The organism is Niveispirillum sp. BGYR6, assembly GCF_027568365.1.
Classification (GTDB): Bacteria; Pseudomonadota; Alphaproteobacteria; order Azospirillales; family Azospirillaceae; genus Niveispirillum.
In genome coordinates, this window is the sequence record NZ_JANLNL010000012.1 from 138,471 (window position 1) to 162,541 (window position 24,071).

Genomic DNA, 24,071 nt, shown 5'->3' on the forward strand with positions numbered 1-24,071 from the left:
GATGCACCTGGGCCTGGCCATCACCACGCTTGCCGCCACACTGGCACTGACCGCCCCGGTTGGGGCGGCAGAGGCAAAGCGGATGCTGTCGGTGGCGGATGTGCTGGGCTGGGTGCCGCCGGCAGATGCGGGCAATATCTCCACCGTGCCGCTGGCCCGGCGCTTCAGCGACCCGGCGGCGGAGCCGGACCGGGCGGGCCGGTTTGATCCGGCCGCACGCGTGATGCTGGCCCCCGATGGCATGGATAATCTGGGGGCGGCCGGCGATGGCAGCTTCAACCGCTATGTCTTCAGCCATTGGCCGCAGGTGGATATTCTGGCCTGGTTTGCCGGCAATGCGGCGGCCCCGCTGGCCATCCCGTCGCGGCCCTGGGTGGAGGCGGCGCACCGCCATGGGGTGAAGGTGATCGGCACCCTGTTTTTCGCCCCCGTCGCCTGGGGCGGCGGGCCGGAAACGCTGGAAAGCTTTCTGGTGCAGGATGCGCAGGGGCGTTTTCCCGCCGCTGACCACATGGTGGAAATCGCCCGGCATTACCGGTTTGATGGCTGGTTCATCAACCAGGAAACCGGGTTGAATGAGGTGAAGGGGCCGGATGGCAAGGTCGTGCGCGGCCCCAGCAGCCCGCAGGCCAAAGCCCTGGCGGCCAAGGTTCTGGCCTTCATGCGCTATCTGAAGGCCATCGCGCCGGCGGATCAGGAAATTCACTGGTATGATGCGATGCTGCCGGATAATGGCGCGGTCGGCTGGCAGAACGCGCTGAACCGGCGCAACCTGCCATTTCTGCAGGATGGGGCGGCCGCCACGGCTGACGGCATGTTCCTGAATTACTGGTGGACGGGTGACGGGTTGCGCCAGGGGGCAGCCTTGGCGGAATCCGTTGGTCGCTCCCGCTATGACCTGTTCATCGGGGCTGACCTGTGGCCCGCCCGCAAGGAACAGCCGGCCTTTCGCAATGACCATTGGCTGCGCGATCTGCGCGGGGCCGATGGCAAGGCTTTGGGCTCCATCGGCCTGTTCGCGCCCAACTTCAATTTCAATTTCGACGGGGACGAGAAGGCCCCCGCCTTCAGCCGCTTTGCCAGCGATGCGCGTGATGTGACGCGCTTCTATGCCGCCGAACAAAGGCTGTTTGCCGGGGATGATGGCAATATGGCGGTGACGGATCGGGCCGGCTGGGATGGTATCTCCGCCCTGGTGCCGGCCCGGTCGAGCGTCACCAGCCTGCCCTTTGCCACCAGCTTCAGCACCGGCCATGGGCGGTTGCGGGCAGAAGGGGGCCGCGTTGTCGGCGGGGCCTGGCATGATATGGGCGCACAGGATGTGTTGCCGACCTGGCAATTTGCCTGGACACCGGGGGCGGCGCTGGACATCGGTTTTGATTTCGACCGTGCCTATCAGGGCGGTAATGCCCTGCGCGCGGTGTTGGGCCAGCCCTTCAGCGGCAAGGTGGAAATCCCGCTTTATCTGCTGGATCTGCCGGCGCGTGGCGCGCTGTCGGTGCGGGTGGCCGCCGATGCCGCCAGGCCGGGGGCGGCGCTGCGGTTGACCCTGGCCGATGGCGGGCAAGTGGATTTGCCGCTGGAACAGGGCAATGGCTGGCGGATGCGGGCCTGGTGCGTGGCCGATCAGGGGACATTGCGCCGGCTGTCGCTGGTGCTGCCGGGAACAGCGCGCCAGCCGGTGACGCTGGGGCGGGTGGTGATGGATGAGGGGTGTGGCGTGGGGGAGGGGCGGTAGGCCGGGACAACCGGCCTTTCCAGGGTCAGCGCTGCTTTCACCCTTACCCCTACCTCAGCGGCTGAATCCCCTTCAGCCGTGTCATCAGTTCCGCCGTCACCGCCTCGGCCTCATGCTCGTCGCGGATGACGCGCGGGGTGATGAAGACGATCAGTTCGGTGCGGGTCTTGGTGGAGCGCTTTTCCCCAAACAGGGCGCCCACGCCCGGCAGGGATGACAGCAGCGGGATGCCGTCGCGCCCGCTTTCCTGGGTTTCAGAGATCAACCCGCCCAGCACCACCGTCTGCCCGCTATCCACCGCCACGTTGGAGGTGATCTGGCGTTGCGAGATGGTGGGCGTCAGGTTGCCGCTGTTGCGCGTGCCGGAGACGTTGGAGATTTCCTGATAGACCTCCATCGTCACCTTGCCGCTCTGGCTGATGCGGGGCACCACGCGCAGGATGACGCCGGTATTGACGTAATCCACCGAACTGACGATGGGCGAGTTGGCATTATCCACCGACTGGGTGGTGCGGGTCAGCACCGGCACCCGGTCACCCACCAGCAGCTGCGCCACCTGGCTGTCCAGCACCACCACCTGGGGGGAGGAGATGACGCGCACATCGGTGACCTGATCCAGCGCCGACAGCACGACGCGCGGATCGCCATTGCTGGATAGCACCAGATTGAAGCCCGGTACCTTGCTGATCGGGCGCAGGCTGCTGCTGGTACTGTTCAGGGTGAAGCCGCCCTGCACATCGCCGCCATCGCCGCGGAAATAGCTCTGCACCCCATAGCGCAACTGATCATTCAGCGTGACCTCGGCAATCGTCGCCTCAATCAGCACCTGCGACGGGGCGATGTCCAGCTTGGCCACCGCCTCCCCGATAATCTCTGCCTGCCGGGGTTTGGCATGGACCAGGATGCTGTTATTGGCCGGGTCGGGGATGATGCGCGGGGTATCATCGCCGCTGCCCGCCGCAGGTTCCGGCGGGGCCGCCCCGCCGGCATCGGCACTGATGGCCGACAGCCGGGCGGCATTGTCGGCCATGGCGGTGCTGTTGCTGCTGGCGGCACTGCTGGTGCCCGTCCCGCTGCTGCTGGTGGTGCTGACGGCCGGCACCGGCATGGCCTTCATGGCCGGTGCCGTCGCATCGCCCGCCGCCGCACCGGTGAACAGCCGGTTCAACAGCTTGGCCACGCGGGTGGCGTCGGCATGGGTCAGGCTGAAAATGCGCAGCCGGGCGGTATCCATATCCCCGCCATCCAGCTGGCGCACCCAGCCGGCGGCCGTTTCCAGCCGGGCGGCATCGCTGGCGATCACCAACACCGCATTCAGCCGCTCCACCGGCAGCAGGCGCAAGCTGGGGTCGGCATCGCCCTGGGCGCCCAGAATCGCCTCCAGCTCCCGCACCAGCGGGCCGGGGCTGGCCTGGCTCAGCGGGAACAGGCCGGCGGAACGGCCGGCCATCCAATCCACATCAAAGCCGCGCAACAGGTCGGCCGCCGCCTGCCGCTCCGGTGCCGGCCCGCTGACCAGCAGCAGACCCAGGCGCGGGTCGGCGGTGACGCTGCCATTCTTCACCAGCGGGGCCACCAGCGCCTGCGCCACATCCGGGGCGACATGGCGCAGGGGCAGCACGGAAACCGCCAGACCCGGGGCATTGGGGCTGGCCAGCCCCAGCGTGCGGGCATTGCCGGCCGCTTCGGCCTGGGGCAGCACGGCAAGGGTGCCATCCCCGCCGCGCACCAGCACGGCCCCCTGGCCAGCCAGCACATTTTCCAGCAGGCGCAAAGCCTCCCGTGGGGAGAGTTCGCGGCCGCTGTCAATGCTGACCGTGTTGCGCAGGGCGGGGGAGATGCTGTGCGCCATCCCCAGCATGTCGCCCAGCACCGTATCCACCACCAGGGCCAACGGCGCATCGGTGAAACGCAGATGCAGTGCCGGCCCTGGCGGCACGGCCAGTTCATCGGCCGCCACCGGCACCGGCGGGCGACTGCCCTTGACGATCAAAGGGGCGGTGCTGCTGTGGCTGGTCACCGGTTTGGGCGCGGTCCCCTCCGCCCCGCCCTTGGGGGCCGCCAGCGACAGATGATCCAGCGCCAGCGGCGGCGGTGCCTCCCCCTGGCGGCTGGCGCAGGCGGACAGCAGCAGAACAAGGGCCATGGTGCTGGCACCGGACCGCAGCCCGGCCCGTAAAGTGGAAATGGTGCGCATCATCATCCCGGCATCTGGTGGCGCCGGAAAGTGCCGCCGGGGGCGGCATCAAGACAAGGATTATTCGTGACCGTCATCAATCTGTAATCAATCCACCGTTTGTAATATTTTTGTCAAAAACACGACGCGAAACCATTGCAGAAATAAGTCATATGGAAGGCAAGCGCGGCAAATCTGCCGCCAATGCTGATTCAAGGCCCATGACGATATTGGATATCCTGTTGGCGGAGCGCCGCCTGGACGATGGCGAGCGTCAGCGGGTGCTGGCCCTGTCGGCGGCCGATGGGCGCGCGCCGGATCAGGTGCTGCTGGACCTTGGGCTGGTCACGCCGCTGGAACGGGCCGCCGCCCTGGCCCGCCATTATGCGGTGCCGCTGCTGCGCGGCGACGATCTGGCCGATGATCTGCCCGACAGTGCCGGCCTGTCGCCGCATTGGCTGCTGTCCCACCGGCTGCTGCCGGTGGGGCTGGATGATAGCGGCCTGTTGCTGGCCGCCGTCGATCCGGTGGGGGCTGATGTGCTGGATGCGGTGGAACTGACGCTGGGGCAGCCGCCCCGGCTCTGTTTCATGCCGCTGCCGGAATGGGAAGCGGCGTTCCAGGCCCGCCATGGCGGGGGGGCCAGCGCCCTGGACCGTATCCTGGATGATGCCGCCGCCGATCAGGCGCTGGAAGAGGCGGCGCTGGACCGGCTGAAGGATCAGGCCAGCGAGGCGCCGGTGGTGCGGCTGGTGGCCCATCTGATTGACGAGGCGGTGAAGGCCCGCGCCTCCGACATTCATATAGAGCCCTTTGCCGATGCGCTGGTGCTGCGCTACCGCATCGATGGGGTGCTGCAGAACCGCCCGCCGCCGCCGCCCAGCCTGGCCCGCGCCCTGGTCAGCCGGATCAAGATCCTGGCCGGGCTGGATATTGCCGAACGCCGCTTGCCGCAGGATGGAAGGGTGCGCCATCGCATGGGCGGGCGGCTGGTGGATTTGCGTGTTTCCACCTTGCCCACGGTGCATGGCGAAAGCGTGGTGATCCGCGTGCTGGATGGTTCTGTCGGGGCCATGGAACTGTCGGGCCTGGGGCTGGATGCGGCGGATGAGGCGGCGTTGCGCCGGATGATGGCCAGCCCGCACGGGCTGGTGCTGGTCACCGGTCCCACCGGCAGCGGCAAGACCACCACGCTTTATGCCGCCCTGCGCCTGATCGATGCCGCCACCCGCAAGGTGCTGACGGTGGAAGACCCGGTGGAATATCAGATGGCGCGGGTCAATCAGGTGCAGGTACATCCCGCCATCGGGCTGGGCTTTGCCACCGTGCTGCGCTCCATGCTGCGCCAGAACCCGGATGTCATTCTGGTGGGCGAAACCCGCGACACGGAAACAGCCGACATTGCCGTACAGGCGGCCCTGACCGGGCATCTGGTGCTGACCACGCTGCACACCAATTCCGCCGCAGGTGCGGTGACGCGGCTGCTGGAAATGGGGGTGGAGCCATTCCTGATCGCCTCCACCCTGCGCGGTGTCGTGGGGCAGCGGCTGGTCCGCCTGCTCTGCCCCCGCTGCAAGGCCCCGGAACCGGCGGACGCGGCGGCCCTGGCCGCCTTGCGCGACGCCGGGTTGCTGGCACCGGGGGCTGCGGCGCCGCTGCTGCTGGGCCCGGTCGGTTGCCCACATTGCGGCGGCACCGGCTATGCCGGCCGTGCCGGGATTTTTGAGATGCTGCGCCTGGATGAAACCCTGCGCCGGCTGGTGGTGGAACGGGCGTCTACCGGGGTACTGGAGACGGCGGCGCGGGCGGCGGGGATGCGGTCGATGCGCCAGCACGGGCTTTCCCGCGTGCTGGCCGGGCTGACCAGCTTTGCCGAGGTGGCGCGCGTGACCGAGATGGGGGACTGACCCCCATGCCGGAATTCCACTATACCGCGCTGGATGGCGGCGGGCAGCAACGCAGCGGCCGGCGGCAGGCCAGCGATGCAGCCGCCCTGCTGGATTGGCTGCGCGGCCAGGGCTGGTTGCCGGTGAAGGTGGCCCCGGTGGGGCGTCGGCTGATCCTGCCGGCCGGGCCGGGGGCGGGCGATCTGCTGCTGTTCAGCCGGGAACTGCGCCTGTTGCTGAAGGCGGGGCTGCCGCTGGAACGCGCCTTGGCCCTGCTGGCCGATGGGCTGGCCCCGCAACCCTTGCGCCCCGGTCTGCTGGATGCGCTGGAACGGCTGCGCGGCGGGGCGGGGCTGGGGGAGGCACTGGCGCGGGCCGGCGGCTTCCCGCCGCTTTACGCCGCCATGGTGCGGGCCGGCGAAGGGGCCGGCGCCCTGGATATGGTATTGGAGCAGCTCTGTTTACTGCTGGAGCGGCAGCGGCGGGTGACGCGCGCCGTCACCTCGGCCCTGATCTATCCGGCGGTGTTGTGTTTCGTCGCCGTCGGCTCCCTGATGTTGTTGTTGCTGCATGTGGTGCCGCAATTCGCGCCCTTGTTCGCCAATGCCCACAAGGCCCTGCCACCGGCGACAGAGCTGGTGCTGGCCCTGTCCGGCTTCATGCTGGCTTGGGGCGATGTGGCGCTGGTGGGACTGCTGGCCCTGGGGCTGTTGGGCTGGCTGGTCTGGCGGCGGCCGGGGCTGGCACCCTGGCGCGACCGCACCTTGCTGCGCCTGCCACTGGTCGGCGGCATGGTGCTGATGGCCGGGCTGGCCCGGCTGGCGTGCGGCCTGTCGGTGCTGCTGCGGGCCGGCGTCGCCCTGCCGCGCGCCCTGGAACTGGCAGCCGATATGGCGGGCAACCGCGTGCTGTCCGCCACCCTGCTTGCCATGCGCGACGGGGTGCGCGACGGGCGCGGGCTGACGGCGGCCCTGCCGCCCGGTCACCCGCTGCCCGATCTGGCCGTCACCCTGATCGGCGTGGGTGAGCAGAGCGCCCGGCTGGCCGAGGTGCTGGAACAATTGGCGGAGATGTATGAGGACAAGCTGGAAACCGCCATCAAGCGCTTCCTGGCTTTGCTGGAGCCGGCCCTGATCCTGCTGCTGGCGCTGTTTGTCGGCGGCATCGTCGTTTCCATCCTGCTGGCCCTGGTATCGATCAATGACCTGCCATTCTGAGCGGCCGCGCCGTCGGCAGGCGGGCTTCACCTTGCTGGAAATGCTGGTCGTGCTGTTGCTGCTGGGCGTAGCGACGGCTTTGGTGGCGCCACGTCTGGCATCGGGCGGGGCCAGGCTGGATGGCGATACGCGCCTTCTTGCCAGCCGGCTGGCTGCCGCCCGCGATCAGGCGGTGCGCCAGGGCCGCGCGGTGGAGATCAGCCTGGACCCGCGCGGGCTTTCGCAGGGCACCAGCCTGACCGTGGCGGGGGAGGTGGAGCGGGGGGCGGATGGGCTGGCCCGGCTGCGCTTCCTGCCCGATGGCAGCGCCAGCGGGGCGGATATCCGGCTGCGCGGCCCGCACGGGGGCGAACGCGCCATCGCTGTGGACTGGCTGACCGGCCGGGTGGTGCATGATGCGCGCTGACCGAGGCGGACAGGCGGGATTTACCCTGCTGGAGGCGATGCTGGCCCTGCTGCTGCTGGCCCTGGTGCTGGGCCCGGCCTATAGCCTGATGTCCGGCGGCGGGCGGGCGGCACGATCGGTGGAACGCCGCGCCCTGGCCCAGAGCATTGCCGAGGCGCAGTTCGCCGCCCTGGGCGTGGAACAGCGCCTGACCCCCGGTGATTATCCCGGCCATAGTGGCGACTGGCGTTGGACCCTGCGTGTCACCCCCCGGCTGGACCCGCCCTTTGATGCCGCCGCCGCGCGCGGCATGGCCGCTTATCGGGTGGAAATCAGTGTGGCTGATGCGGCGGGGCCGGTGCTGTCACTGGCCACCACAAAGCTGGTGGCAGCACCATGAGGCGGGCTTTGCGCAGGAAACAGGCGGGTTTCACCCTGCTGGAAGCCATGGTGGCGCTGATCGTGCTGGGGCTGGTGATGGCGGTGGCGGCCACCGCGCTCGGCACCCTGGGCCGGGCACGCGGCCGGGTGATGGCGCAGGCCGACCGGGCGGAGGATATTTTCCTGCTGCGCGATGTGCTGCGCCGGCAGATCAGCCGCGCCCTGCCCTTGACCGAACTGGCCCCCGGCGGCGAACGCTATTGGCTGATCGCCAGGGCTGAGAGGCTGGAATTTCCGCTGGTCGATGCGCCGCTGCCGGGCCGGGGCGGGCTGGCCTTTGCCGCCATCCTGGTGGAGGAAGGGCGGCTGCTTTATCGCCAGACCCGGCCCGGCCAGCCGCCCTATCAGACTGTGCTGGCAGAAGGCGATTACCGCTTCCGCCTCTCCTATCGCGGGGATGATCCGCGTCAGGGCTGGGTGTCGGATTGGGCCGATGCCAAGCACTGGCCCCGGCTGGTGCGCCTGTCGGTGGAAGCGGGCGGGCGGGAACTGCCGGCCCTGGTGGTGCCGGTGCGGGCCGATACCGACCGGGGCTGTGTGCTGACGCTGGGGGAGGGCTGGTGCCGTGACCGCCAGGGTTGAAAACCGTTCCCGCCAACGCGGCATCGCCCTGCCGATGGCGCTGTGGGTGGCGATGGGGCTGGCCCTGCTGGCCGCCGGCATCGCCACCACGGCGGAACACGCCATCCATCGCCAGATCGGGGCCGACCAGATCGCCGTCGCCCGCGCGCTGCTGGAAACCGGCCTCAGCCAGGGCGTGATGCTGGCCGTGCATCCCGACCCCGCCCGCCGCCTGCCCGCCAATGGCACCCCGCGGACCGTGGCAGAACCGGAAGGCACGCTGACCCTATGGCTGTGGGACGAGGCGGGGCGGATGGATTTGAACCGCACCCCCCCGGCCCGCATCCTGGCTGTGGCCGGTGCCCTGCTGCCGGCGGCTGACCTGTCGGCGCTGACCCAGGCCCTGCAGCGCCGCCGCCAGACGGGGGAACCCTGGCACAGCGTGCTGGAGCTGGGGGCGGCGCTGTCGCCCGATGGCTTCGCCCGGATTTACCCCTGTCTGACCGTGCATGGGCCGGCCATGGCCGATGGCAAGCTGCGCCTGTCCGCCATGGCAGCGGGGCTGCGCGCCCGCTGGCCGGGGCTGGCCGGGCTGCGGGATGCTGGCGATGCGGTGGCTTTGGCCGGGCTGGGGCTGATGCCGGGTGGCCCGCCCAGCAGCCTGTTCACCCTGCGGGTGGCGGCCCGCACGCCGGATGGCGCGCTGGCCACGGCGGAAGCCGTGGTCTGGATCACCATCCAGGGCGCCCAGGCTTTTCGCATTCTGGAATGGCGCGAGCCGGCACCGGAGATCCGTTTGATGGAAGAGGCATCATGAACAGCGCGGGCGACATGCTGCGGCGGCTGGCCGGCTGGTGGTGGCAGCGCACCAAGGATGCCCTGCCGGGCTGGCTGGTGGCCGATGGGCCGGAACCGGCCCGCTGGCAGTGGGATGGCAGCACGCTGACCCCGCCCGCCGGGGGCACCCCCCGGCATAAGCGGCCCTGGCGGCTGGTGCTGGGCGATGTGCGCCCCCTGGTGCTGGAGCGCGAAGTACCGGCCGGGGCGGCCGCCCATCTGCGCCGGGTGGTGGGGATGCAGTTGGGCCATTGGACGCCGCTATCCGCCGATGCCGCCCTTTATGATGCGCAGGTGGCGGGGCCGGCGGCGGATGCCGGCCAGTTGCGGGTGCGGGTCTCCCTGCTGGCCCGCAACCGGCTGGCCCCGGCCCTGACGGCGGCAGCGGCCCAGGGCCTGCCGCTGCCCGAGGGCGTGTTGCTGGCCGATGGCAGCCTGCTGCCCTTTGGCGAACCGAAGCGCGCGCGGGTGCCGCCGCGCCTGCTGCTGCTGGCCTTGTTGCTGCTGGCCCCGCCCTTGTCGCTGGCAGTGTTGCAGGAAGGTCGCCTGTCGCAGTTACGCACCGAACTGGCGGCCGGCGAGATGGAGGCGGCACAGGCCCGCAGCCTGGGCATCCGGCTGGCCCGGCTGCGGGCCGACACGCTGGCCGCCGTCAGCGCCCGCCGGGCGGCCCCCAGCATGGTGCTGCTGCTGGACCGGTTGAGCCGGCTGCTGCCCGATAACAGCTATCTGACCGAACTGCGCCTGGAAGGCGGGCGGGTGCATCTGCTGGGCTATAGCGGTGATGGGGCGGCATTGCCGGCCCTGCTGGCCGCCGCCCCCGGCCTGCAGGATGTGCGGTTTGAGGCGGCCTTGCTGCGGGCCGATGCCGGGCGCGACCGTTTCCACCTTTCTTTCATGGTGAGCGCCGATGAACCCGCTTGAACGGAGGCTGGCCGATCCGGTCGCCGCCCGCCAGCTCTATCTGGGCATCAGTGCCGGGCTGGGGCTGCTGTTCCTGCTGCTGCTGGTCTGGCCGATTGCTGACCTGCTGCTGGAACAGCGGGCCGCCATCCAGGCCGCCGAGTTGCAGCGCCAGGCCCAGGGCACCCTGGCGGGGCGGGTGGAAAGGCTGCTGGCCGAACAGGCGGCGCTGGCAACATTGGATGGCTTGGCCGCCGATTACCTGCCCGGTGACAGCCCCGATCTGGCTGCCGCCAGCCTGCAGGCCCTGCTGGGCCAACGGCTGGCCGCTGTGGGCGGGCGGCTGATCGGCACCGGGCTGGTGGAACCGGTGGACCTGCCGGAAGCGGCGGGCGGTGATCAGCGCATCACCGCCCGGCTGGATGCCGCCCTCAGCCATGCCCAGCTGCGCGACCTTCTGCACGGGCTGGAAGGCGGGCAGCCACGGCTGATCGTGGTGGGGATGCGGCTGGCAGCCGGTGGGGAGGCGGGGGCACCCCTGTCGCTGACGCTGACCGTCAGCGGTATGCGCAAGCCGGTGCCAGGGGGTGCGGAATGATCAAACGGGCTTTGCTTTTGGGCTTGCTGCTGCCTGCCCCATTGCCGGTGTTCGCCGCTGATCCGCTGGCAGAGGCAGATTATCATCTGCCGCCGCCGGCCAGCCTGTCGGCCCTGGTGGAACGGCCTTTGTTCACGCCATCGCGCCGGGGGGAGGCGACGGCCGCCCCCGCCAGCACGGCGCCATCGGGGGAGGTGCGGCTGGTCGGCGCGGTGGTGGGCGGCACAGGCGGGGGCCGTGCCCTGCTGCTGCAGGGTGGCGTGGCCCGGCCCTGGCTGCCGGGGCAGGAACAGGCCGGCTGGCGCCTGCTGGCGGTGGAGCCGGGGGGCGTGCGGCTGGCCGGGGCCGAAGGTGCTGAAATCCGGCTGCCCGTGGGCGCCGTGCTGCCACATACACATTAAGGAAAATGGACCATGACCATGCGTCGGCTGCCCACAGCGCTTCGCCCCCTTCGCCGCCGGCAGGCCGGCTTCACCCTGCTGGAAATGCTGGTGGTGCTGGTGATTATCGGCCTGCTGCTGGGGCTGGTGGGCTTGCGGCTTTTATCCAATGTCGATCGCGGCAAGGTGACGGCGGCCACGGCCCAGGCCCGTGTGCTGAAAACCGCACTCGACACGCTGTATCTCGATCTGGGCCGCTTCCCGACCAAGGCGGAGGGGCTGGCCCTGCTGGTCAGCCCGCCGCGTGATGCGGCGGTGGCGCGGCGCTGGATGGGCCCTTATCTGGAAGGGGCGCTGCCCAACGACCCGTGGGACCGCCCCTATCTTTATGAGGTGGATGCCGGCGGCCGCGTCGCCCGCGTCATCAGCCTGGGCGCCGATGGCAAGCCGGGCGGCAGCGGGGCGGACGCCGATATCGCCATGCCACCGGCGCCATGACCGGGCTGGAAACCGTCCTTTTCACCCTGCTGGGGGCCTGTTTTGGCAGCTTCATCGCCGCCATGGCCTGGCGGCTGCCGCGTGGGGTGACAGTGTGGGGGCGTTCGGCCTGCCCCGCCTGCGGCCATGGGCTGGGCGTGGCGGACCTGCTGCCCGTGCTGTCCTTCCTGCTGTCACGCGGGCGCTGCCGGCATTGCGGCGGCCGGGTGGCCGCGCTTTACCCGCTGGTGGAGGCGGCAACGGCGCTGCTCTGGCTCGCCTGCGCCCTGTGGTTTGCCGATCCGGTGGCGGCGTTGCTGGTGGCGTGGCTGGGCACGGCGCTGCTGTTTCTGGCCCTGGTTGATGCGCAATGGCACTATCTGCCCGATGCGGGTGTGGCGCTGGCGGGGCTGGCCGGGCTGCTCTGGCTTGGCTGGCAGGATGTGCCAGCGCTGTGGGCCGACCATCTGGCGGCGGCCGGGCTTTATGGCGGGCTGGCCTTGGCCCTGCGCCTGTTGGTCAGCCGCTGGAAGGGGCGGGAGGCGCTGGGGCTGGGCGATGTAAAACTGATGGCGGTGGCCGGGCTGTGGCTGGGGCTGGCTGGCCTGCCGCTTTTCCTGATCCTGTCCGGCGGGGCCGGCATCGCGCACCTGCTGGCGGCGCGGCGCTGGGGCGGGGCGGATGGGGGGGAGGCCGGCGATGTGATTGCCTTCGGCCCCGCCCTCTGTCTGGCCCTGTTCATCCTGGTGCTGGCGGGGCCGCTGGTGTGATCAGCGGGCCGGCAGTCGCCAGCCTCCGTCCCCCTTTCCATTTATGCCGGCGCCCTCGCTGCTGCCACCTGCCGCCCCTCCCACTGCAACAGATATGACAGCAGGCAGGGCAGCAGGGTCAGGGTCAGCAGGGTGGCGCCGGCCAGCCCGCCGATGATGGCATAGGCCATCGGGCCCCAGAAAACCTGGTGCGCGATGGGGATCATGCCCAGGATGGCGGCACAGGCCGTCAGCACGATGGGCCGGGCACGGTGGCGGGATGCGGCCTTGATGGCGTCCGTCACCGGCTGGCCGCGGGCGATGTTGTTGTCCACCTCCTCGATCAGGATCACCGCATTGCGGATGATCATGCCGGCCAGGGCGATGATGCCCAGTTGGGCGACGAACCCCAGCGGCATCCCGGTGGGCAGCATGGCCGCCACCACGCCGATCAAGCCAAACGGTGCCATCAGCAGGGCCAGCGCCAGCCGGCTGAAACTGCGCAACTGCACCATCAGCAAGGTGGCCATCACCAGCAGCATCAACGGCACCTGGGCGAAGACGGAATGGTTGCCCTTTTCCGACTCCTCCACCGCCCCGCCTTCGGTGATGCCATAACCGGCCGGCAGGCTGGCGTTGAGCTGGGCCACCGCCGCCTGTACCTGCCCCGACACGGTGGCCGGCTGCAGGCCGGGGGCCACGTCGGCCTGCACGGTGATGATGGGGGTGCGCTGGCGCCGCCAGATCACCGGCTGTTCCACCCCATATGAGAACTGGGCGATCTGGCGCAGCGGCACCTGTTCCCCGCTGGGCGTGGTGATCTGCAAATTGGCGATGGTGGCGATGTCGTTGCGCTCCCCGGCCTGCGCGCGGGCCACCACCTCAATCAGCCGGTTGCCGTCGCGCACGGCGGTAAGGCTGGTGCCGGAGAAGATGGCCGCCATGGCGCTGGCAACATCCTGGCTGGAGGTGCCGACGGCGCGCGCCAGCGTCTGGTCCAGATCGATGCGCACCCGCTTTTGCGGTTCCCCCGCCGTCAGGTTGACATCGCGGATATTGCCGTTTTCCGCCAGGATATTGGCCAGCTTCTGGGCGATATCATGCACCTGTTCGATATCCGGCCCCTGCACCCGGTACTTCAGCGGCCAGCCCACCGGCGGCCCCAGTTCCAGCGGCATGGCGCGGGTGGTCAGATCGGCGAAATCGCGGCGGAAGACGGCATCCAGCCGGGCGCGCAGCCGGTCGCGCGCTGCCAGATCCTTGGCCACCACCACGGTCTGGGTGATATTGTCATTTTCCAGCAGTACATCCATCGGCAGATAGAAACGCACCGCACCCGAGCCGACATAGGTGGAAAACCGTTCCACATCCGGATCATCCTTCAAGATGGCCTCCAACCGCTTGGCCGTGCGGTCGGTGGCATCCAGGGAGGCATTCTGCGGCAGATCGATATTGACCAGCAGTTCCGGCCGGTCCGAGGGCGGGAAGAACTGTTCTTCCAGAAAGCCGGCGGCCCAGCCTGACACACCCAGCAGCAGCAGCGTGGCGCCGATGGTCAGCCCGCGATGGGCCAGCGACCAGTCCAGCGCCCTGCCATAGGCGCGCATGATCCGCCCTTCGCCATGGCCGTGCCCGGCCATGCTGTGCGGCAGCACCCAGGTCCCGATCAGGGGGGAGAACAGCACCGCCACGATCCAGGAGGTGATCAACGCAATCAGCACCACCAGGAACATGGAAAAACAATATTCACCAGCGGAAGATGCGGCGAAACCGACCGGGATGAAGCCGGCGATCATCACCAGCGTGCCGGTCAGCATGGGAAAGGCGGTGGTCTGATAGGCGTGGGAGGCAGCCTCCTTCAGCCCGGCCCCACCCTCCAGCCGCGACACCATGGTTTCCACCGTGATCATCGCATCATCGACCAGCAGACCCAGCGCAATGATCAGCGCGCCGAGCGAGATGCGCTGCAGCCCGATGCCCGTCAGTTCCATGCCGATGAAGGTCATGGCCAGCACCAGCGGGATGGACAATGTCACCACCAGCCCCGCCCGCGTGCCCAGCGACAGGAAGGAGACGGCCAGCACAATGGCAACGGCTTCTACCAGCACCTTGACGAAGCTGTTGACGGCCCCCTTCACCACCACGGGCTGATCGGCCACCTGGGTGACCTCAATGCCATGCGGCAACCCGCCCGCCACCTGCTGCATCATGGCCTGCACCTTCTGGCCGAAATCCAGCAGATTGCCCGTTTTGGCCATGGAAATGGCCAGCCCCAGCGCCGGCTCCCCGTTCACCCGGAACAGGGGGGCCGGCGGGTCGGCCGGGATGCGGCGGATGCTGGCAAAATCGCTGAGCGTCACGAAACGGCCATTGGCCCTGAGCGTGACGGCGCGCAGGCTGTCTTCCGAGGCAAAGGCCCCGCCGACACGGATGGCCACCTTCTCATCCGGCAGGCGCAGCAGGCCGGCCGGGGCCACGGCATTCTGCGCGCCCAATGCCTGCATCACCGCCCCCTCGTCCAGGCCCAGAGAGGCCAGCCGGCGGGGAGAGAATTCCACGACGATCTGTTCTTCCTGCACCCCCAGCAGCCGCACCTTGCCGATATCGGGGATGGTCAGCAGGCGGGCGCGGATCGTGTCCAGCCGGTCGCGCAGCTCCCGCATCGTATAGCCTTCGGTGGTGAAGCCATAGATGATGCCGAACGTGTCGTCGAACTCGTCATTGAAAAACGGCCCCTGCACGCCCTGCGGCAGCATCGGCGCCACGTCCGACACTTTCTTGCGCACCTGATACCAGATGTCCGGCACCTGGGCCGGCGGGGTGTCATCGCGCAGATTGACCATGATGGTCGACTGGCCGGCGCGGGTATAGCTGTCCAGCCGGTCCAGATAGGGCACTTCCTCCAGCTTTTCTTCCAGCTTGTCGGTGACAAGATTGATGGTGTCGGTGACCGACGCCCCCGGCCAGTTGGCCTGCACCACCATGGTCTTGATGGTGAAGGGTGGGTCTTCGTTGCGGCCCAGATGCAGATAGGCATAGGCCCCGCCCAGCAGCGTGGCCAGCATCAGGAAGATGATCAGCGGCTGCTGTTGCAGCGCCCAGGCGGACAGGTTGAACCCTTCCTTGTCGGGATGATGCTTGCGGCTCATTTCCCGGCCTCGCTGTCCAGGGCGATCTTCTGGCCGGGGCGCAGCTTGCTGACACCGGCCGTCACTACGATGTCGCCAGCGGCAAGCCCGCTGGCGATCACCGCTTCCTGATCGGTATAGCGCGCCACCGTCACCGGCTTGCGCAGCAGGCTGGCGCTGGCGCGGTCCACCACATAAACGGCCGGCTCACCCGACTGGTTGCTGATGGCGCTGGCCGGCACGCGGATGCCCTGGCCGCCTTCCAGCCGCATCCGCCCCGTCACCGTGGCACCCAGCCCCATCTGTTCTGGCGCATCGGGCAGGCTGATGCGCACGCGATAGGTGCGGGTGATAGGATCGGCGCTGGGGCTGACCTCCCGCAGCGTACCGCTGACCTTGATGGCAGGGTCGCTGACCAGGGCGACGCTGATGGACAGATGCTCGGGCGCTTCCTGCACCAGGGTTTCGGCCACGTTGAACACGGCCTCCTTCTCATCGGTGGAAGCGACGGTGGCCACCATCTGCCCGGCCGACACCACCTGGCCGGCATTGGCGCCGATGGCGGTGACCACACCGGCCCGGTCGGCCGTCAGGTTGGTATAGGCCAGCTTGTTGCGGGCATTGGCCAGACTGGCCTCTGCCGCTTCGCGCCGCGCCTTGGCGCTGGAGAGGTTGGCGTCCGCCTCATCCACCCGCGCCTGGGCGACGATATTCTTGCTCAGCAGCGCCTGCTGGCGCTCCAGCGCCACCTTGGCCAGATTTTCCGCCGCCTGGGCGCTGCGCAATTCCGCCTCGACGGCGCGCAGCTCATTGCGGACATCGCGGTCATCCAGGGTGGCGATCAACTGCCCCGGCTGCACCGCAGCGCCCACATCCACCTTGCGGGCGGTGAGGCGGCCATCAATGCGGAAACCCAGGCTGGTTTCATAGCGGGGCTGGATATCGCCGGTCTGCACGATCTCTTCCCCCTCACCGCCGGGGCTGACGGTCAGGGTGCGTACCGGCCGTGGTTTCTCGGGGGTTGTTTCCTCCCGCGTGCAGGCAGTCAGGGCCAACAGGATGAACAGGCCGGCCAGGCTGGCCGGGCGCAGGATGGACATCTCAACGCTCCAGGCTGGGGAGGGCGGACGGGTTGGCGAGCCCCCGGATCGCCATGGTCGCGGCGGCGTCCGCCAGGGGGCGGACCTCGCCAAAATCAATCTCGGGCACATTGATGGACAGGCTGATCACGCCGTGGACGGCGGCCCAGACCAGCTGGGTGGCCGTATCGGCAGGCAGGGGGCGGAGCAACCCGGCGACAATCGCCTGTTGCACCCGCGTCCGCAGCAGCTGGTAAGGGTGCAAAAGGATAGGGTCGCTGCTCAGTTCCTGAAACTGGCCCTGGTCATTCTCCAGAAACAACAGACGGAACCGGTCCCGATCCTCCAGACAGAAATCGGCATAGGCGAGCGCCAGCCGGTGTACCGCCCGCAACGGGTCCGGTTCGGCCGCGTCGATGGCGTCCAGCCGTTGCGACAGGCTGGTCAGGGCTGCCGCGAAATAGGCCAGCAGCACATGCTGTTTGGTAGGGAAATAGCGGTAAAGCGCCCCGGCCGTCATCTCCACCGCCGCCCCCAGGCGGCGCATGGAAAAGCCGGCATAGCCATCGCGCGCGATCAGCCGCCCCGTCTCCAGCAGCAGGCGCTGCCGCACCTCGTTCACCTGTTCCTCGGTCAGCGACGGCCGGGCCATGGATCGTTCCTTTAAATTAAATGTACGCGTATAATAAACGTGTTCAAAAAATCATCAAATGCGTTGGCTGCAAGGTGGGGCTGCGGTGTCGTCGCGCATCGTCACAAAGCTTTGGCTGCCGATCTGGCAGGAACCACCCCGGCGTGGAGAGGGGCACATGGCAGGATGCAGGCCGGCCCATCCTGTAACCTTCACAAAACCACTACAAACCATTTGACAGGGGCAAAGGAGCAGCTAATATGTAATCGATTACATCTGATGCGGTTCAAAGGAAGGCGGGGTCGGCGCCAAGGCGGCCCCCAATCATAAGCAATCAGTGAAATCGCAATCGACACGGGCACATTCGGGGGGATGGGCAATGCCTCCCGCTGCTTGATGTGGGAGGGAGATCAAGATGGCGAAGATCAATTCGCGCCATGAAGAGAGTGTGAGCAAGCGTCAGCGCCGGTACCGCAGCCTGCTGGCCAGCGCCAGCGGCGGCGTTCTGCTGCTGGCTGGCCTGGGCGGGGTGGCCCAGGCGCAGGATGTGACTTCCGGTGGCGAACAACTGGAAGAAATCATCGTCACCGGCTTCCGCGGCTCCATTGAAGCCAGCGTGCGCGACAAGCGCGAAGCCAACGCCTTCGTTGACGTGATCAATGCCGAGGATATCGGCAAGTTCCCCGACAAGAACGTGGCTGACTCGCTGCAGCGCGTGCCGGGCATCGTGATCAGCCGCGATGGCGGCGAAGGCAAGCGGGTATCCATCCGCGGCCTGCAATCCGACCTGACGCTGACCCAGTTGAACGGCAATTATGTTGCCTCGGCTGACAGCGAAGACCCGTCGCGTTCCTTTAATTATGTGCTGCTGCCCTCGAACATGATCTCCAAGGTGGAGGTGTTCAAGTCGCCGGAAGCGCGCATCGATGAAGGTGGCGTGGGCGGTACCGTGCTGCTGCATACCCGCCGTCCGCTGGAACTGCCGGAAGGGTCGAACTTCCTGTCGGTCGAAGGCACCTATGGTGACACCACCAAGAAGGCCGACCCGCAGGTTTCCGGGATGCTGTCCTGGAAGGATGCCAGCGAGACCTATGGCGTGCTGCTGGGCGCCACCTGGCAGCGCCGCACCACCCGCACCATGGAAGCCAGCACGGAAAGCTGGCGCTGGTGGACGGATGACCGCAAGGTGCAGCCAGCCACGGACGTTAACAATCAGAAATATGCCAATGACCAGGCCATTTCCTATTGGTGGGGTGGCGGTACAAAGGACCAGTCCGGTAATCGTTATTCCGGTTACTGGACGCCGCAATCGGTCAATGCCGGCATCAAGGAAGAACGCCGCGACCGCCTGGGCGTGCAGGCCACCGGCCAGTGGCGCCCGACCGACGATCTGACCCTGACCGCCAATTACTTCCGCTTTGAGCTGGAAGGCAATTACACCCAGAATCTGCTGAAGATTCCGGAATGGGGTTACGATAATTTCTTCACCGGCGCCAAGCTGGACCCGTCGAAAACCATTTTCCAGGGGGCGGCATTCCAGGTGCCGAGCGGCAGCGGCTGCTCCATCATGAAGCCGCCCTGCACCATGGAAACGCCGCAGCTTTCCGGCATCTATAGCGAGGAAAAGAGCGTTTCCAACACGTTCGATTTCGATATCGACTATAATACCGACAAGTTCGATGCCAGCGTGAAGGTGGGCAAGACCCGCGCCACCGGTGGCCCCTCCATGCTGTTCCGCATGTCGGCCAAGCCGCGCCTGACCTCGGCGCTGGGAGGTTCCAACGGTAATACGCTCAGCTCGTGGGATTTCTCCTCCGGCGATCTGAACATGAATTTCTCGCCCAACATCCAAGAGAACCTGATGAAGGGCATTGCCCAGATTGATACGGGTTCGACCGACAGTTCCTGGGTGAACAGCACGCTGGAACAGACCTATTTCCAGAGCGATTTCACCCGCCGCTTTGATGATACGGTGCTGGAATCGGTGCAGTTCGGTGCCAAGTACCGCACCGCCAAGGTGCATCGCCTGACCGGTAACACGCTGTGGTACGCCGACAAGGCAAAGCAGCTCCGGTACCAGGATACGGCGGCCGGCGGTGTGGCCGACCCGTCCTTCTTCTATTCCCAGGCGATGGGGAACATTACGGGCGGCTTCAACGCCAATATCTTCCCCGGCATCAATTTCGACAATTATCTGGGCTATCTGAACAAGACCTATGGCGAGCCGGTGCGCCGCGAGGAAACCGACTTCGTCTATGACGTGAACGAGGATATCTGGTCCGGTTACGTCCAGGGTAATTTCAGCTGGAACCGCCTGCGCGGCAATGTCGGCCTGCGGGTGGCCCAGACCAAGCAGCGCGGCCAGTCGTCTGACCGCTTCACCTATTTCAATGATTACTATCTGGATGGTCCGAACGGCCCCAAGGGCCCGGCTGCCATCTGCCCCAATACCGGCCGTACCGATTGCACGCCGGGGCTGGAAATCGTGCTGCCGCAGGATCAGCGGGAAACCAAGGTCAATGTGCTGTCCAGCCAGGACAAGACCTATACCGACTTCCTGCCCAGCCTGAACGCCGCGTACGAGGTGACGGACGATATCATCCTGCGCGGTGCCGTCTCCAAGGTCATTGCCCGTCCGGGTTACAGCGATCTGGGTTCGCAGCAGCGCCTGGAATACCGTTCCGCCGCTTATGCCGCCGACCGCCAGAAATATGGCGAGCGGGAAGGCTGGACCGGTTCGGGCGGCAACAAGGAACTGAAGCCGTTCGAAGCCTGGCAATATGATGCCGGCGTGGAATGGTATTATTCCAAGGGCTCCGTCGTCGGCATCGGCCTGTTCCGCAAGGATGTGGCCAACTTCATCGTGCCGCTGGTCATCGATACCACCCGCGTGATCGATGGCAAGAGTGTGACGGTGGAAGGCTATTCCACCAACGCCAACGGCTCTGATGCCACCTCGCAGGGGATCGAGCTGTATGCCCAGCATACGTTTGATATCGGCGTCGGCTTCCTGGCCAACTTCACCTACAACGACACCTCGGTCACCGATGTGACGCTGGAAGGCAAGAAGGTCGGTTCCTCCCCGCTGGTGGGCAGCGCCAAGACGCAGATCAATACGTCGATCTTCTATGAAAACGACCTCTATTCGGTCCGCGCCTCCTATAACCGCCGTGGCACGGTGGTGGGTGGCATCGTCTCCGGCCTGAATGTCTATCAGGAGCCGTATGACCAGATCGACCTGAATGCGACCTTCAACCTGACGGATGACATCACCGTCACCGCCTCGGTCATCAACCTGACCAAGTCGGAACAGAAGGCGCATCTGGGCAACGATACCAAGGCGCGTTTCTATTCCAACTCCTACGCCGGTCGCCGCGCCTATCTGGGCACGACCTGGAAGTTCTAAGGCGTGGGTGAAGGGTTTCCCCTGGGTGGCACGGGGTGCCGCCTGGGGGGATTCTTTCATTTTCCCTACATCTACCCCCTCCGTCATCCCGGCGAAAGCCGGGACCCAGGGTCACAAGATCAACCGTCAACACAGCCTTGATCGGGGCTGCCGATAGGTCGGGCACTTGGCCCCTGGGTCCCGGCTTTCGCCGGGATGACGGAGGGGCGGGGGTCAGTTTTCCCCAAAACTCCCAGGCGGCGTTGCAGCTTCCCCCGTGACGCCGCTCTTTTTAGCCCTTTATCGGCTGTTCATTTTCATCAAAGCGCATTACCCAACCAACAAAACAGGCAGAGGAAACGAACGATGGTGGTGGATAGGCGGTCCCTGATGGCGGGTGGTGTGGCGCTGGCGGCAACGGCGGCGATGGGGCCGGCGGTGCGTGCGGCCACGCCCGCCTTTGCCAGTAAGCGCCCCCCGGTGGGGGAACGGCATTTCGTTTCCAAGGCGGTGGAGGCGGAGATCAAGCGGGTTGCCGCCAAGATCGCCGACCCGGAACTGGCCTGGCTGTTCACCAACTGCTATCCCAACACGCTGGATACCACGGTGAAGATGGGGACGGTGGACGGCAAGCCCGACGCCTTTGTCATCACCGGCGATATCCCGTGCCTGTGGCTGCGGGATTCTGCGGCGCAGGTGAAGCCCTATCTGCATCTGGTGCGCGAAGATCCCAAGCTGGGGGAACTGTTCCGCGGCCTGATCGGGCGGCAGGCGCGCTCGATCCTGATCGACCCCTATGCCAACGCCTTCATGGAAGACCCCACGGCGCGCACCAACCTGCGCTGGTCGCAAACCGACCAGACGGAGATGAAACCCGGCGTCGCTGAACGCAAATGGGAGATCGACAGCCTCTGTTACGCCATCCGGCTGGCCTATGGTTATTGGCAGGAAACGGGCGACAAGACCCCGTTTGATGCCACCTGGGCCGAGAGTGCGCGCGCCATTGTCCGCACCTTCCGCGAACAGCAGCGCAAGGATGGCCCCGGCCCCTACAGTTTCCAGCGCCCGTCACAGCAGCCGTCGGAAACGCTGCTGGCCGGTATCGGCCTGCCGACGCGCAAGGTGGGGCTGATCCATTCGGCCTTCCGCCCGTCGGATGATGCCTGCCTCTACCCGCTGTTCATTCCGGCGAACCTGTTCGCCGTTACCACCCTGCGGGAGTTGGCGCAGGTGGCCAATGGGGCGCGCGGTGACGCGGCCCTGGCCAATGATGCCACCGCCCTGGCGGATGAGGTGGAAAAGGCGCTGGCCCAATATGGCACCATGAACCTGCCCGACGGGCGCAAGGTCTGGGCCTATGAGGTGGATGGGTTTGGCAATGCCGTCTTCATGGATGATGCCAATGTGCCCTCGCTCTCCGGTCTGGCCTGGCTGGGCTGTGTGAAGGCGGATGATCCGCTGTGGCGGCGCACGGCGGATGCGGCGTGGAGCCCCGCCAACCCCTGGTTCTTCCAGGGCAAGGCGGCGGAAGGCATCGGCGGCCCGCATATTGGCGAGGGGCAGGTCTGGCCCATGTCGCTGATCGTGCGGGCGCTGTCCAGCAGCGATGATGCGGTGATCGCCCAGTGTCTGGCCACGCTGAAGGCCACCCATGCCGGCACCGGCTTCATGCATGAGGCGTTCGACAAGGACAACCCCGCCAAATTCACCCGCGACTGGTTTGCCTGGGCCAATGGGCTGTTTGGCGAACTGATCCTGCAGGTGGCCAAGACCAAGCCGCATTTGCTGGGGTAGGGGGGCTGATATCCGGGGATTCCAACCCGGTGCCATCCTCTCTACCGTCACCCCGGCGAAGGCCGGGGTCCAGGGTCACAAGCGCCTTGCTCTACGATACTGGACCCCGACCGCAGCATGGGTGACGGTAGAGAGAGGGGGCGACTTCAGAATGCTTGACCGTCACCACCCCCGGAGTTCCCCCCATGACCCTTCCATATCGCATCGTCATCGCCGGCGGCGGCAGTGCTGGGTGGATGGCGGCGGCGGCCCTGGTGCGGCAGTTGCGCGGCACCGGCACCGCCATCACCCTGGTGGAGTCCGAGGAGATCGGCACCGTGGGGGTGGGGGAGGCGACCATTCCGCCCATCCAGGCCTTTAACCGCATGATCGGGCTGGATGAGACGGAATTCGTCAAGGCCACGCGCGGCACCTTCAAACTGGGGATCGAGTTTGTGAACTGGTGGCGGCAGGGCCACCGTTATTTCCACCCGTTCGGCCGCTATGGCGATGATTTCGGGCTGGTGCCGTTTCATCAGCAGTGGCTGGCCGCCCGTGCGGCGGGCGATGACACGCCGCTGGCAGCCTATTCGCTGGTCCATGCGGCGGCGGCATCCGGCCGGTTCGCCGTGCCGCCGGACGGGGGGCAGTCGGTCTTTGCGACATATGGCTATGCCTATCATTTCGATGCCGGGCTTTATGCCACCCATCTGCGCCGGCTGTCAGAGGGGCATGGCGTCACCCGGCTGGAAGGGATGATTGAGCATGTGGCGCGTGATCCGGAAAGCGGCTTCGTCACGGCGCTGCACCTGACGGATGGGCGGGTGGTGGCCGGTGATCTGTTCCTGGATTGCACCGGTTTCCGCGCCCTGCTGATCGGGGAGGTGATGCAGACCCCCTATCTGGATTGGCGGCACTGGCTGCCCTGTGACAGGGCGGTGGCCGTACCCTGCGCGCGGGTGGAGCCGCTGACGCCGTTCACCCGCTCCACCGCGCGCGATGCCGGCTGGCAATGGCGCATCCCGCTGCAGCACCGTACCGGCAATGGCCATGTCTATTGCAGCGGTTTCATTGATGATCAGGCGGCGGAAGATGCCCTGCTGACCAATCTGGATGGGCCGCCACTGGCCGAACCGCGCCGGTTGCGCTTTGTCACCGGCCGGCGGGAACAGGCCTGGCGGGGCAATGTGGTCTCCATCGGGCTGGCCTCAGGTTTTCTGGAACCGCTGGAATCCACCAGCCTGCATTTGATCCAGAGTGCGGTGACCAAGCTGATCCACCTGTTCCCCGGCCGGGATTTCGATCCGGCGGTGCGCGATGAATATAACCGTCGCATGGCGACGGAGTTCGAACGGGTGCGCGATTTCCTGATCCTGCACTATGCGCAGACCGAACGCGACGACACGCCGTTCTGGCGGCATTGCGCCGCAATTGACCAGCCCGACAGCCTGAAAGACGCTATCGGCCTGTTCCGCCGCACCGGCCGGCTGTTCATCCGGGATGAGGATATTTTCCACGAACCAAGCTGGCTGGCCGTGCTGCTGGGCCAGGGGGTGACCCCGCAGGGCCGCGACGAGCTGGCCGATGCCGTGCCGGCGGCCGAACGGGCGGACATATTGCAGGCCATGCGCCGGGTGATCGCCCGCACGGCCGACCAGTTGCCAACCCATGCCAGCATGGTGGATGGCCCGTTCAGCTGGCAGGGCCGGTGAGCCAGCCCTGCCAGT

At 67.1% G+C, this 24,071-nt stretch carries 19 protein-coding genes; 15 read left to right on the forward strand and 4 right to left on the reverse strand.

The window, feature by feature from the left end; all coding sequences use genetic code 11:
- The first annotated feature begins 1 nt into the window (after position 1).
- Positions 2–1,738: a hypothetical protein gene (locus PCJ49_RS20960; RefSeq protein ID WP_269912659.1), complete on the forward strand. Its 1,737-nt coding sequence runs from the start codon at positions 2–4 to the stop codon at positions 1,736–1,738.
- A 49-nt stretch (positions 1,739–1,787) separates the two neighbouring features.
- Here the strand turns inward: PCJ49_RS20960 and gspD are convergent, their stop codons facing one another.
- Positions 1,788–3,941, reverse strand: a complete 2,154-nt coding sequence (gene gspD / locus PCJ49_RS20965) for a type II secretion system secretin GspD (protein ID WP_269912660.1) — start codon at positions 3,939–3,941, stop codon at positions 1,788–1,790.
- A gap of 194 nt (positions 3,942–4,135) precedes the next feature.
- Between gspD and PCJ49_RS20970 the strand changes: the two genes are divergently transcribed.
- From PCJ49_RS20970 to PCJ49_RS21020, 11 genes are read left to right on the forward strand one after another with little or no spacing between them, the layout of a single operon-like run.
- Entirely contained in the window at positions 4,136–5,821 is a 1,686-nt protein-coding gene (locus tag PCJ49_RS20970) for a GspE/PulE family protein (RefSeq protein ID WP_269912661.1), read from the forward strand.
- Positions 5,822–5,826: 5 nt separating this feature from the next.
- Positions 5,827–7,017 (forward strand): type II secretion system F family protein, encoded by a 1,191-nt coding sequence (locus PCJ49_RS20975; RefSeq protein ID WP_269912662.1) that lies wholly within the window; start codon positions 5,827–5,829, stop codon positions 7,015–7,017.
- Complete coding sequence (locus PCJ49_RS20980) at positions 7,001–7,423, forward strand: prepilin-type N-terminal cleavage/methylation domain-containing protein (protein WP_269912663.1); 423 nt, start codon at positions 7,001–7,003, stop codon at positions 7,421–7,423. Before PCJ49_RS20975 ends, PCJ49_RS20980 begins: the two co-directional genes overlap by 17 nt.
- The gene (locus tag PCJ49_RS20985; RefSeq protein ID WP_269912664.1) at positions 7,410–7,802 is read left to right on the forward strand and encodes a prepilin-type N-terminal cleavage/methylation domain-containing protein; all 393 of its coding nucleotides are present in this window, start codon (positions 7,410–7,412) and stop codon (positions 7,800–7,802) included. Before PCJ49_RS20980 ends, PCJ49_RS20985 begins: the two co-directional genes overlap by 14 nt.
- A gap of 8 nt (positions 7,803–7,810) precedes the next feature.
- Entirely contained in the window at positions 7,811–8,425 is a 615-nt protein-coding gene (locus tag PCJ49_RS20990) for a prepilin-type N-terminal cleavage/methylation domain-containing protein (protein ID WP_269912665.1), read from the forward strand.
- Positions 8,409–9,221 (forward strand): hypothetical protein, encoded by an 813-nt coding sequence (locus PCJ49_RS20995; protein WP_269912666.1) that lies wholly within the window; start codon positions 8,409–8,411, stop codon positions 9,219–9,221. Before PCJ49_RS20990 ends, PCJ49_RS20995 begins: the two co-directional genes overlap by 17 nt.
- Positions 9,218–10,165: a PilN domain-containing protein gene (locus PCJ49_RS21000; protein ID WP_269912667.1), complete on the forward strand. Its 948-nt coding sequence runs from the start codon at positions 9,218–9,220 to the stop codon at positions 10,163–10,165. The genes PCJ49_RS20995 and PCJ49_RS21000 overlap by 4 nt, the downstream gene beginning before the upstream one ends.
- Positions 10,152–10,742, forward strand: coding sequence for a type II secretion system protein GspM (gene gspM, locus PCJ49_RS21005; RefSeq protein WP_269912668.1), 591 nt, complete (start codon positions 10,152–10,154; stop codon positions 10,740–10,742). The genes PCJ49_RS21000 and gspM overlap by 14 nt, the downstream gene beginning before the upstream one ends.
- A complete protein-coding gene (locus PCJ49_RS21010; protein ID WP_269912669.1) occupies positions 10,739–11,143 on the forward strand; it encodes a hypothetical protein in 405 nt (134 codons plus the stop codon). The genes gspM and PCJ49_RS21010 overlap by 4 nt, the downstream gene beginning before the upstream one ends.
- A 12-nt stretch (positions 11,144–11,155) precedes the next feature.
- Positions 11,156–11,620, forward strand: coding sequence for a type II secretion system major pseudopilin GspG (gspG, locus tag PCJ49_RS21015; protein ID WP_269912670.1), 465 nt, complete (start codon positions 11,156–11,158; stop codon positions 11,618–11,620).
- On the forward strand, positions 11,617–12,369 hold the full coding sequence (locus PCJ49_RS21020; protein ID WP_269912671.1) for an A24 family peptidase: 753 nt from the start codon (positions 11,617–11,619) through the stop codon (positions 12,367–12,369). The genes gspG and PCJ49_RS21020 overlap by 4 nt, the downstream gene beginning before the upstream one ends.
- Before the next feature lie 41 nt (positions 12,370–12,410).
- Here PCJ49_RS21020 and PCJ49_RS21025 read toward each other — a convergent pair whose 3' ends face one another.
- From PCJ49_RS21025 to PCJ49_RS21035, 3 genes are read right to left on the reverse strand one after another with little or no spacing between them, the layout of a single operon-like run.
- Positions 12,411–15,497 carry an efflux RND transporter permease subunit gene (locus PCJ49_RS21025; protein ID WP_269912672.1) on the reverse strand — a complete coding sequence of 1,029 codons (3,087 nt, stop codon included), beginning with the start codon at positions 15,495–15,497 and terminating at the stop codon, positions 12,411–12,413.
- Positions 15,494–16,576 (reverse strand): efflux RND transporter periplasmic adaptor subunit, encoded by a 1,083-nt coding sequence (locus tag PCJ49_RS21030; protein ID WP_269912673.1) that lies wholly within the window; start codon positions 16,574–16,576, stop codon positions 15,494–15,496. Before PCJ49_RS21030 ends, PCJ49_RS21025 begins: the two co-directional genes overlap by 4 nt.
- A 1-nt stretch (position 16,577) precedes the next feature.
- Entirely contained in the window at positions 16,578–17,207 is a 630-nt protein-coding gene (locus tag PCJ49_RS21035) for a TetR/AcrR family transcriptional regulator (RefSeq protein ID WP_269912674.1), read from the reverse strand.
- Positions 17,208–17,601: 394 nt separating this feature from the next.
- Here PCJ49_RS21035 and PCJ49_RS21040 point away from each other — a divergent pair, with 394 nt between their 5' ends.
- The 3 genes from PCJ49_RS21040 to PCJ49_RS21050 all read left to right on the forward strand — a co-directional run bounded on the left by PCJ49_RS21040 (position 17,602) and on the right by PCJ49_RS21050 (position 24,056).
- Positions 17,602–20,592: a TonB-dependent receptor gene (locus PCJ49_RS21040; RefSeq protein ID WP_269912675.1), complete on the forward strand. Its 2,991-nt coding sequence runs from the start codon at positions 17,602–17,604 to the stop codon at positions 20,590–20,592.
- A 345-nt stretch (positions 20,593–20,937) separates the two neighbouring features.
- Positions 20,938–22,365, forward strand: a complete 1,428-nt coding sequence (locus tag PCJ49_RS21045; RefSeq protein WP_269912676.1) for a glycoside hydrolase family 125 protein — start codon at positions 20,938–20,940, stop codon at positions 22,363–22,365.
- 185 nt (positions 22,366–22,550) lie between these two features.
- Positions 22,551–24,056: a tryptophan halogenase family protein gene (locus PCJ49_RS21050; RefSeq protein ID WP_269912677.1), complete on the forward strand. Its 1,506-nt coding sequence runs from the start codon at positions 22,551–22,553 to the stop codon at positions 24,054–24,056.
- Positions 24,057–24,071: the final 15 nt, after the last annotated feature.

What these genes read in the sequence shown, in the direction of transcription:
- PCJ49_RS20975 (WP_269912662.1), top strand. Translation starts at nt 5,827, where the DNA reads ATGCCGGAATTCCACTATACCGCGCTGGATGGCGGCGGGCAGCAACGC.
- PCJ49_RS21050 (WP_269912677.1), top strand. Translation starts at nt 22,551, where the DNA reads ATGACCCTTCCATATCGCATCGTCATCGCCGGCGGCGGCAGTGCTGGG.
- PCJ49_RS21030 (WP_269912673.1), bottom strand. Translation starts at nt 16,576, where the DNA reads ATGTCCATCCTGCGCCCGGCCAGCCTGGCCGGCCTGTTCATCCTGTTG.
- PCJ49_RS21035 (WP_269912674.1), bottom strand. Translation starts at nt 17,207, where the DNA reads ATGGCCCGGCCGTCGCTGACCGAGGAACAGGTGAACGAGGTGCGGCAG.
- PCJ49_RS21010 (WP_269912669.1), top strand. Translation starts at nt 10,739, where the DNA reads ATGATCAAACGGGCTTTGCTTTTGGGCTTGCTGCTGCCTGCCCCATTG.
- PCJ49_RS20970 (WP_269912661.1), top strand. Translation starts at nt 4,136, where the DNA reads ATGACGATATTGGATATCCTGTTGGCGGAGCGCCGCCTGGACGATGGC.
- PCJ49_RS21000 (WP_269912667.1), top strand. Translation starts at nt 9,218, where the DNA reads ATGAACAGCGCGGGCGACATGCTGCGGCGGCTGGCCGGCTGGTGGTGG.
- gspD (WP_269912660.1), bottom strand. Translation starts at nt 3,941, where the DNA reads ATGATGATGCGCACCATTTCCACTTTACGGGCCGGGCTGCGGTCCGGT.
- PCJ49_RS21020 (WP_269912671.1), top strand. Translation starts at nt 11,617, where the DNA reads ATGACCGGGCTGGAAACCGTCCTTTTCACCCTGCTGGGGGCCTGTTTT.
- PCJ49_RS21040 (WP_269912675.1), top strand. Translation starts at nt 17,602, where the DNA reads ATGGCGAAGATCAATTCGCGCCATGAAGAGAGTGTGAGCAAGCGTCAG.
- PCJ49_RS21025 (WP_269912672.1), bottom strand. Translation starts at nt 15,497, where the DNA reads ATGAGCCGCAAGCATCATCCCGACAAGGAAGGGTTCAACCTGTCCGCC.
- PCJ49_RS20960 (WP_269912659.1), top strand. Translation starts at nt 2, where the DNA reads ATGCACCTGGGCCTGGCCATCACCACGCTTGCCGCCACACTGGCACTG.
- PCJ49_RS21045 (WP_269912676.1), top strand. Translation starts at nt 20,938, where the DNA reads ATGGTGGTGGATAGGCGGTCCCTGATGGCGGGTGGTGTGGCGCTGGCG.
- gspG (WP_269912670.1), top strand. Translation starts at nt 11,156, where the DNA reads ATGACCATGCGTCGGCTGCCCACAGCGCTTCGCCCCCTTCGCCGCCGG.
- gspM (WP_269912668.1), top strand. Translation starts at nt 10,152, where the DNA reads ATGAACCCGCTTGAACGGAGGCTGGCCGATCCGGTCGCCGCCCGCCAG.
- PCJ49_RS20985 (WP_269912664.1), top strand. Translation starts at nt 7,410, where the DNA reads ATGATGCGCGCTGACCGAGGCGGACAGGCGGGATTTACCCTGCTGGAG.
- PCJ49_RS20980 (WP_269912663.1), top strand. Translation starts at nt 7,001, where the DNA reads ATGACCTGCCATTCTGAGCGGCCGCGCCGTCGGCAGGCGGGCTTCACC.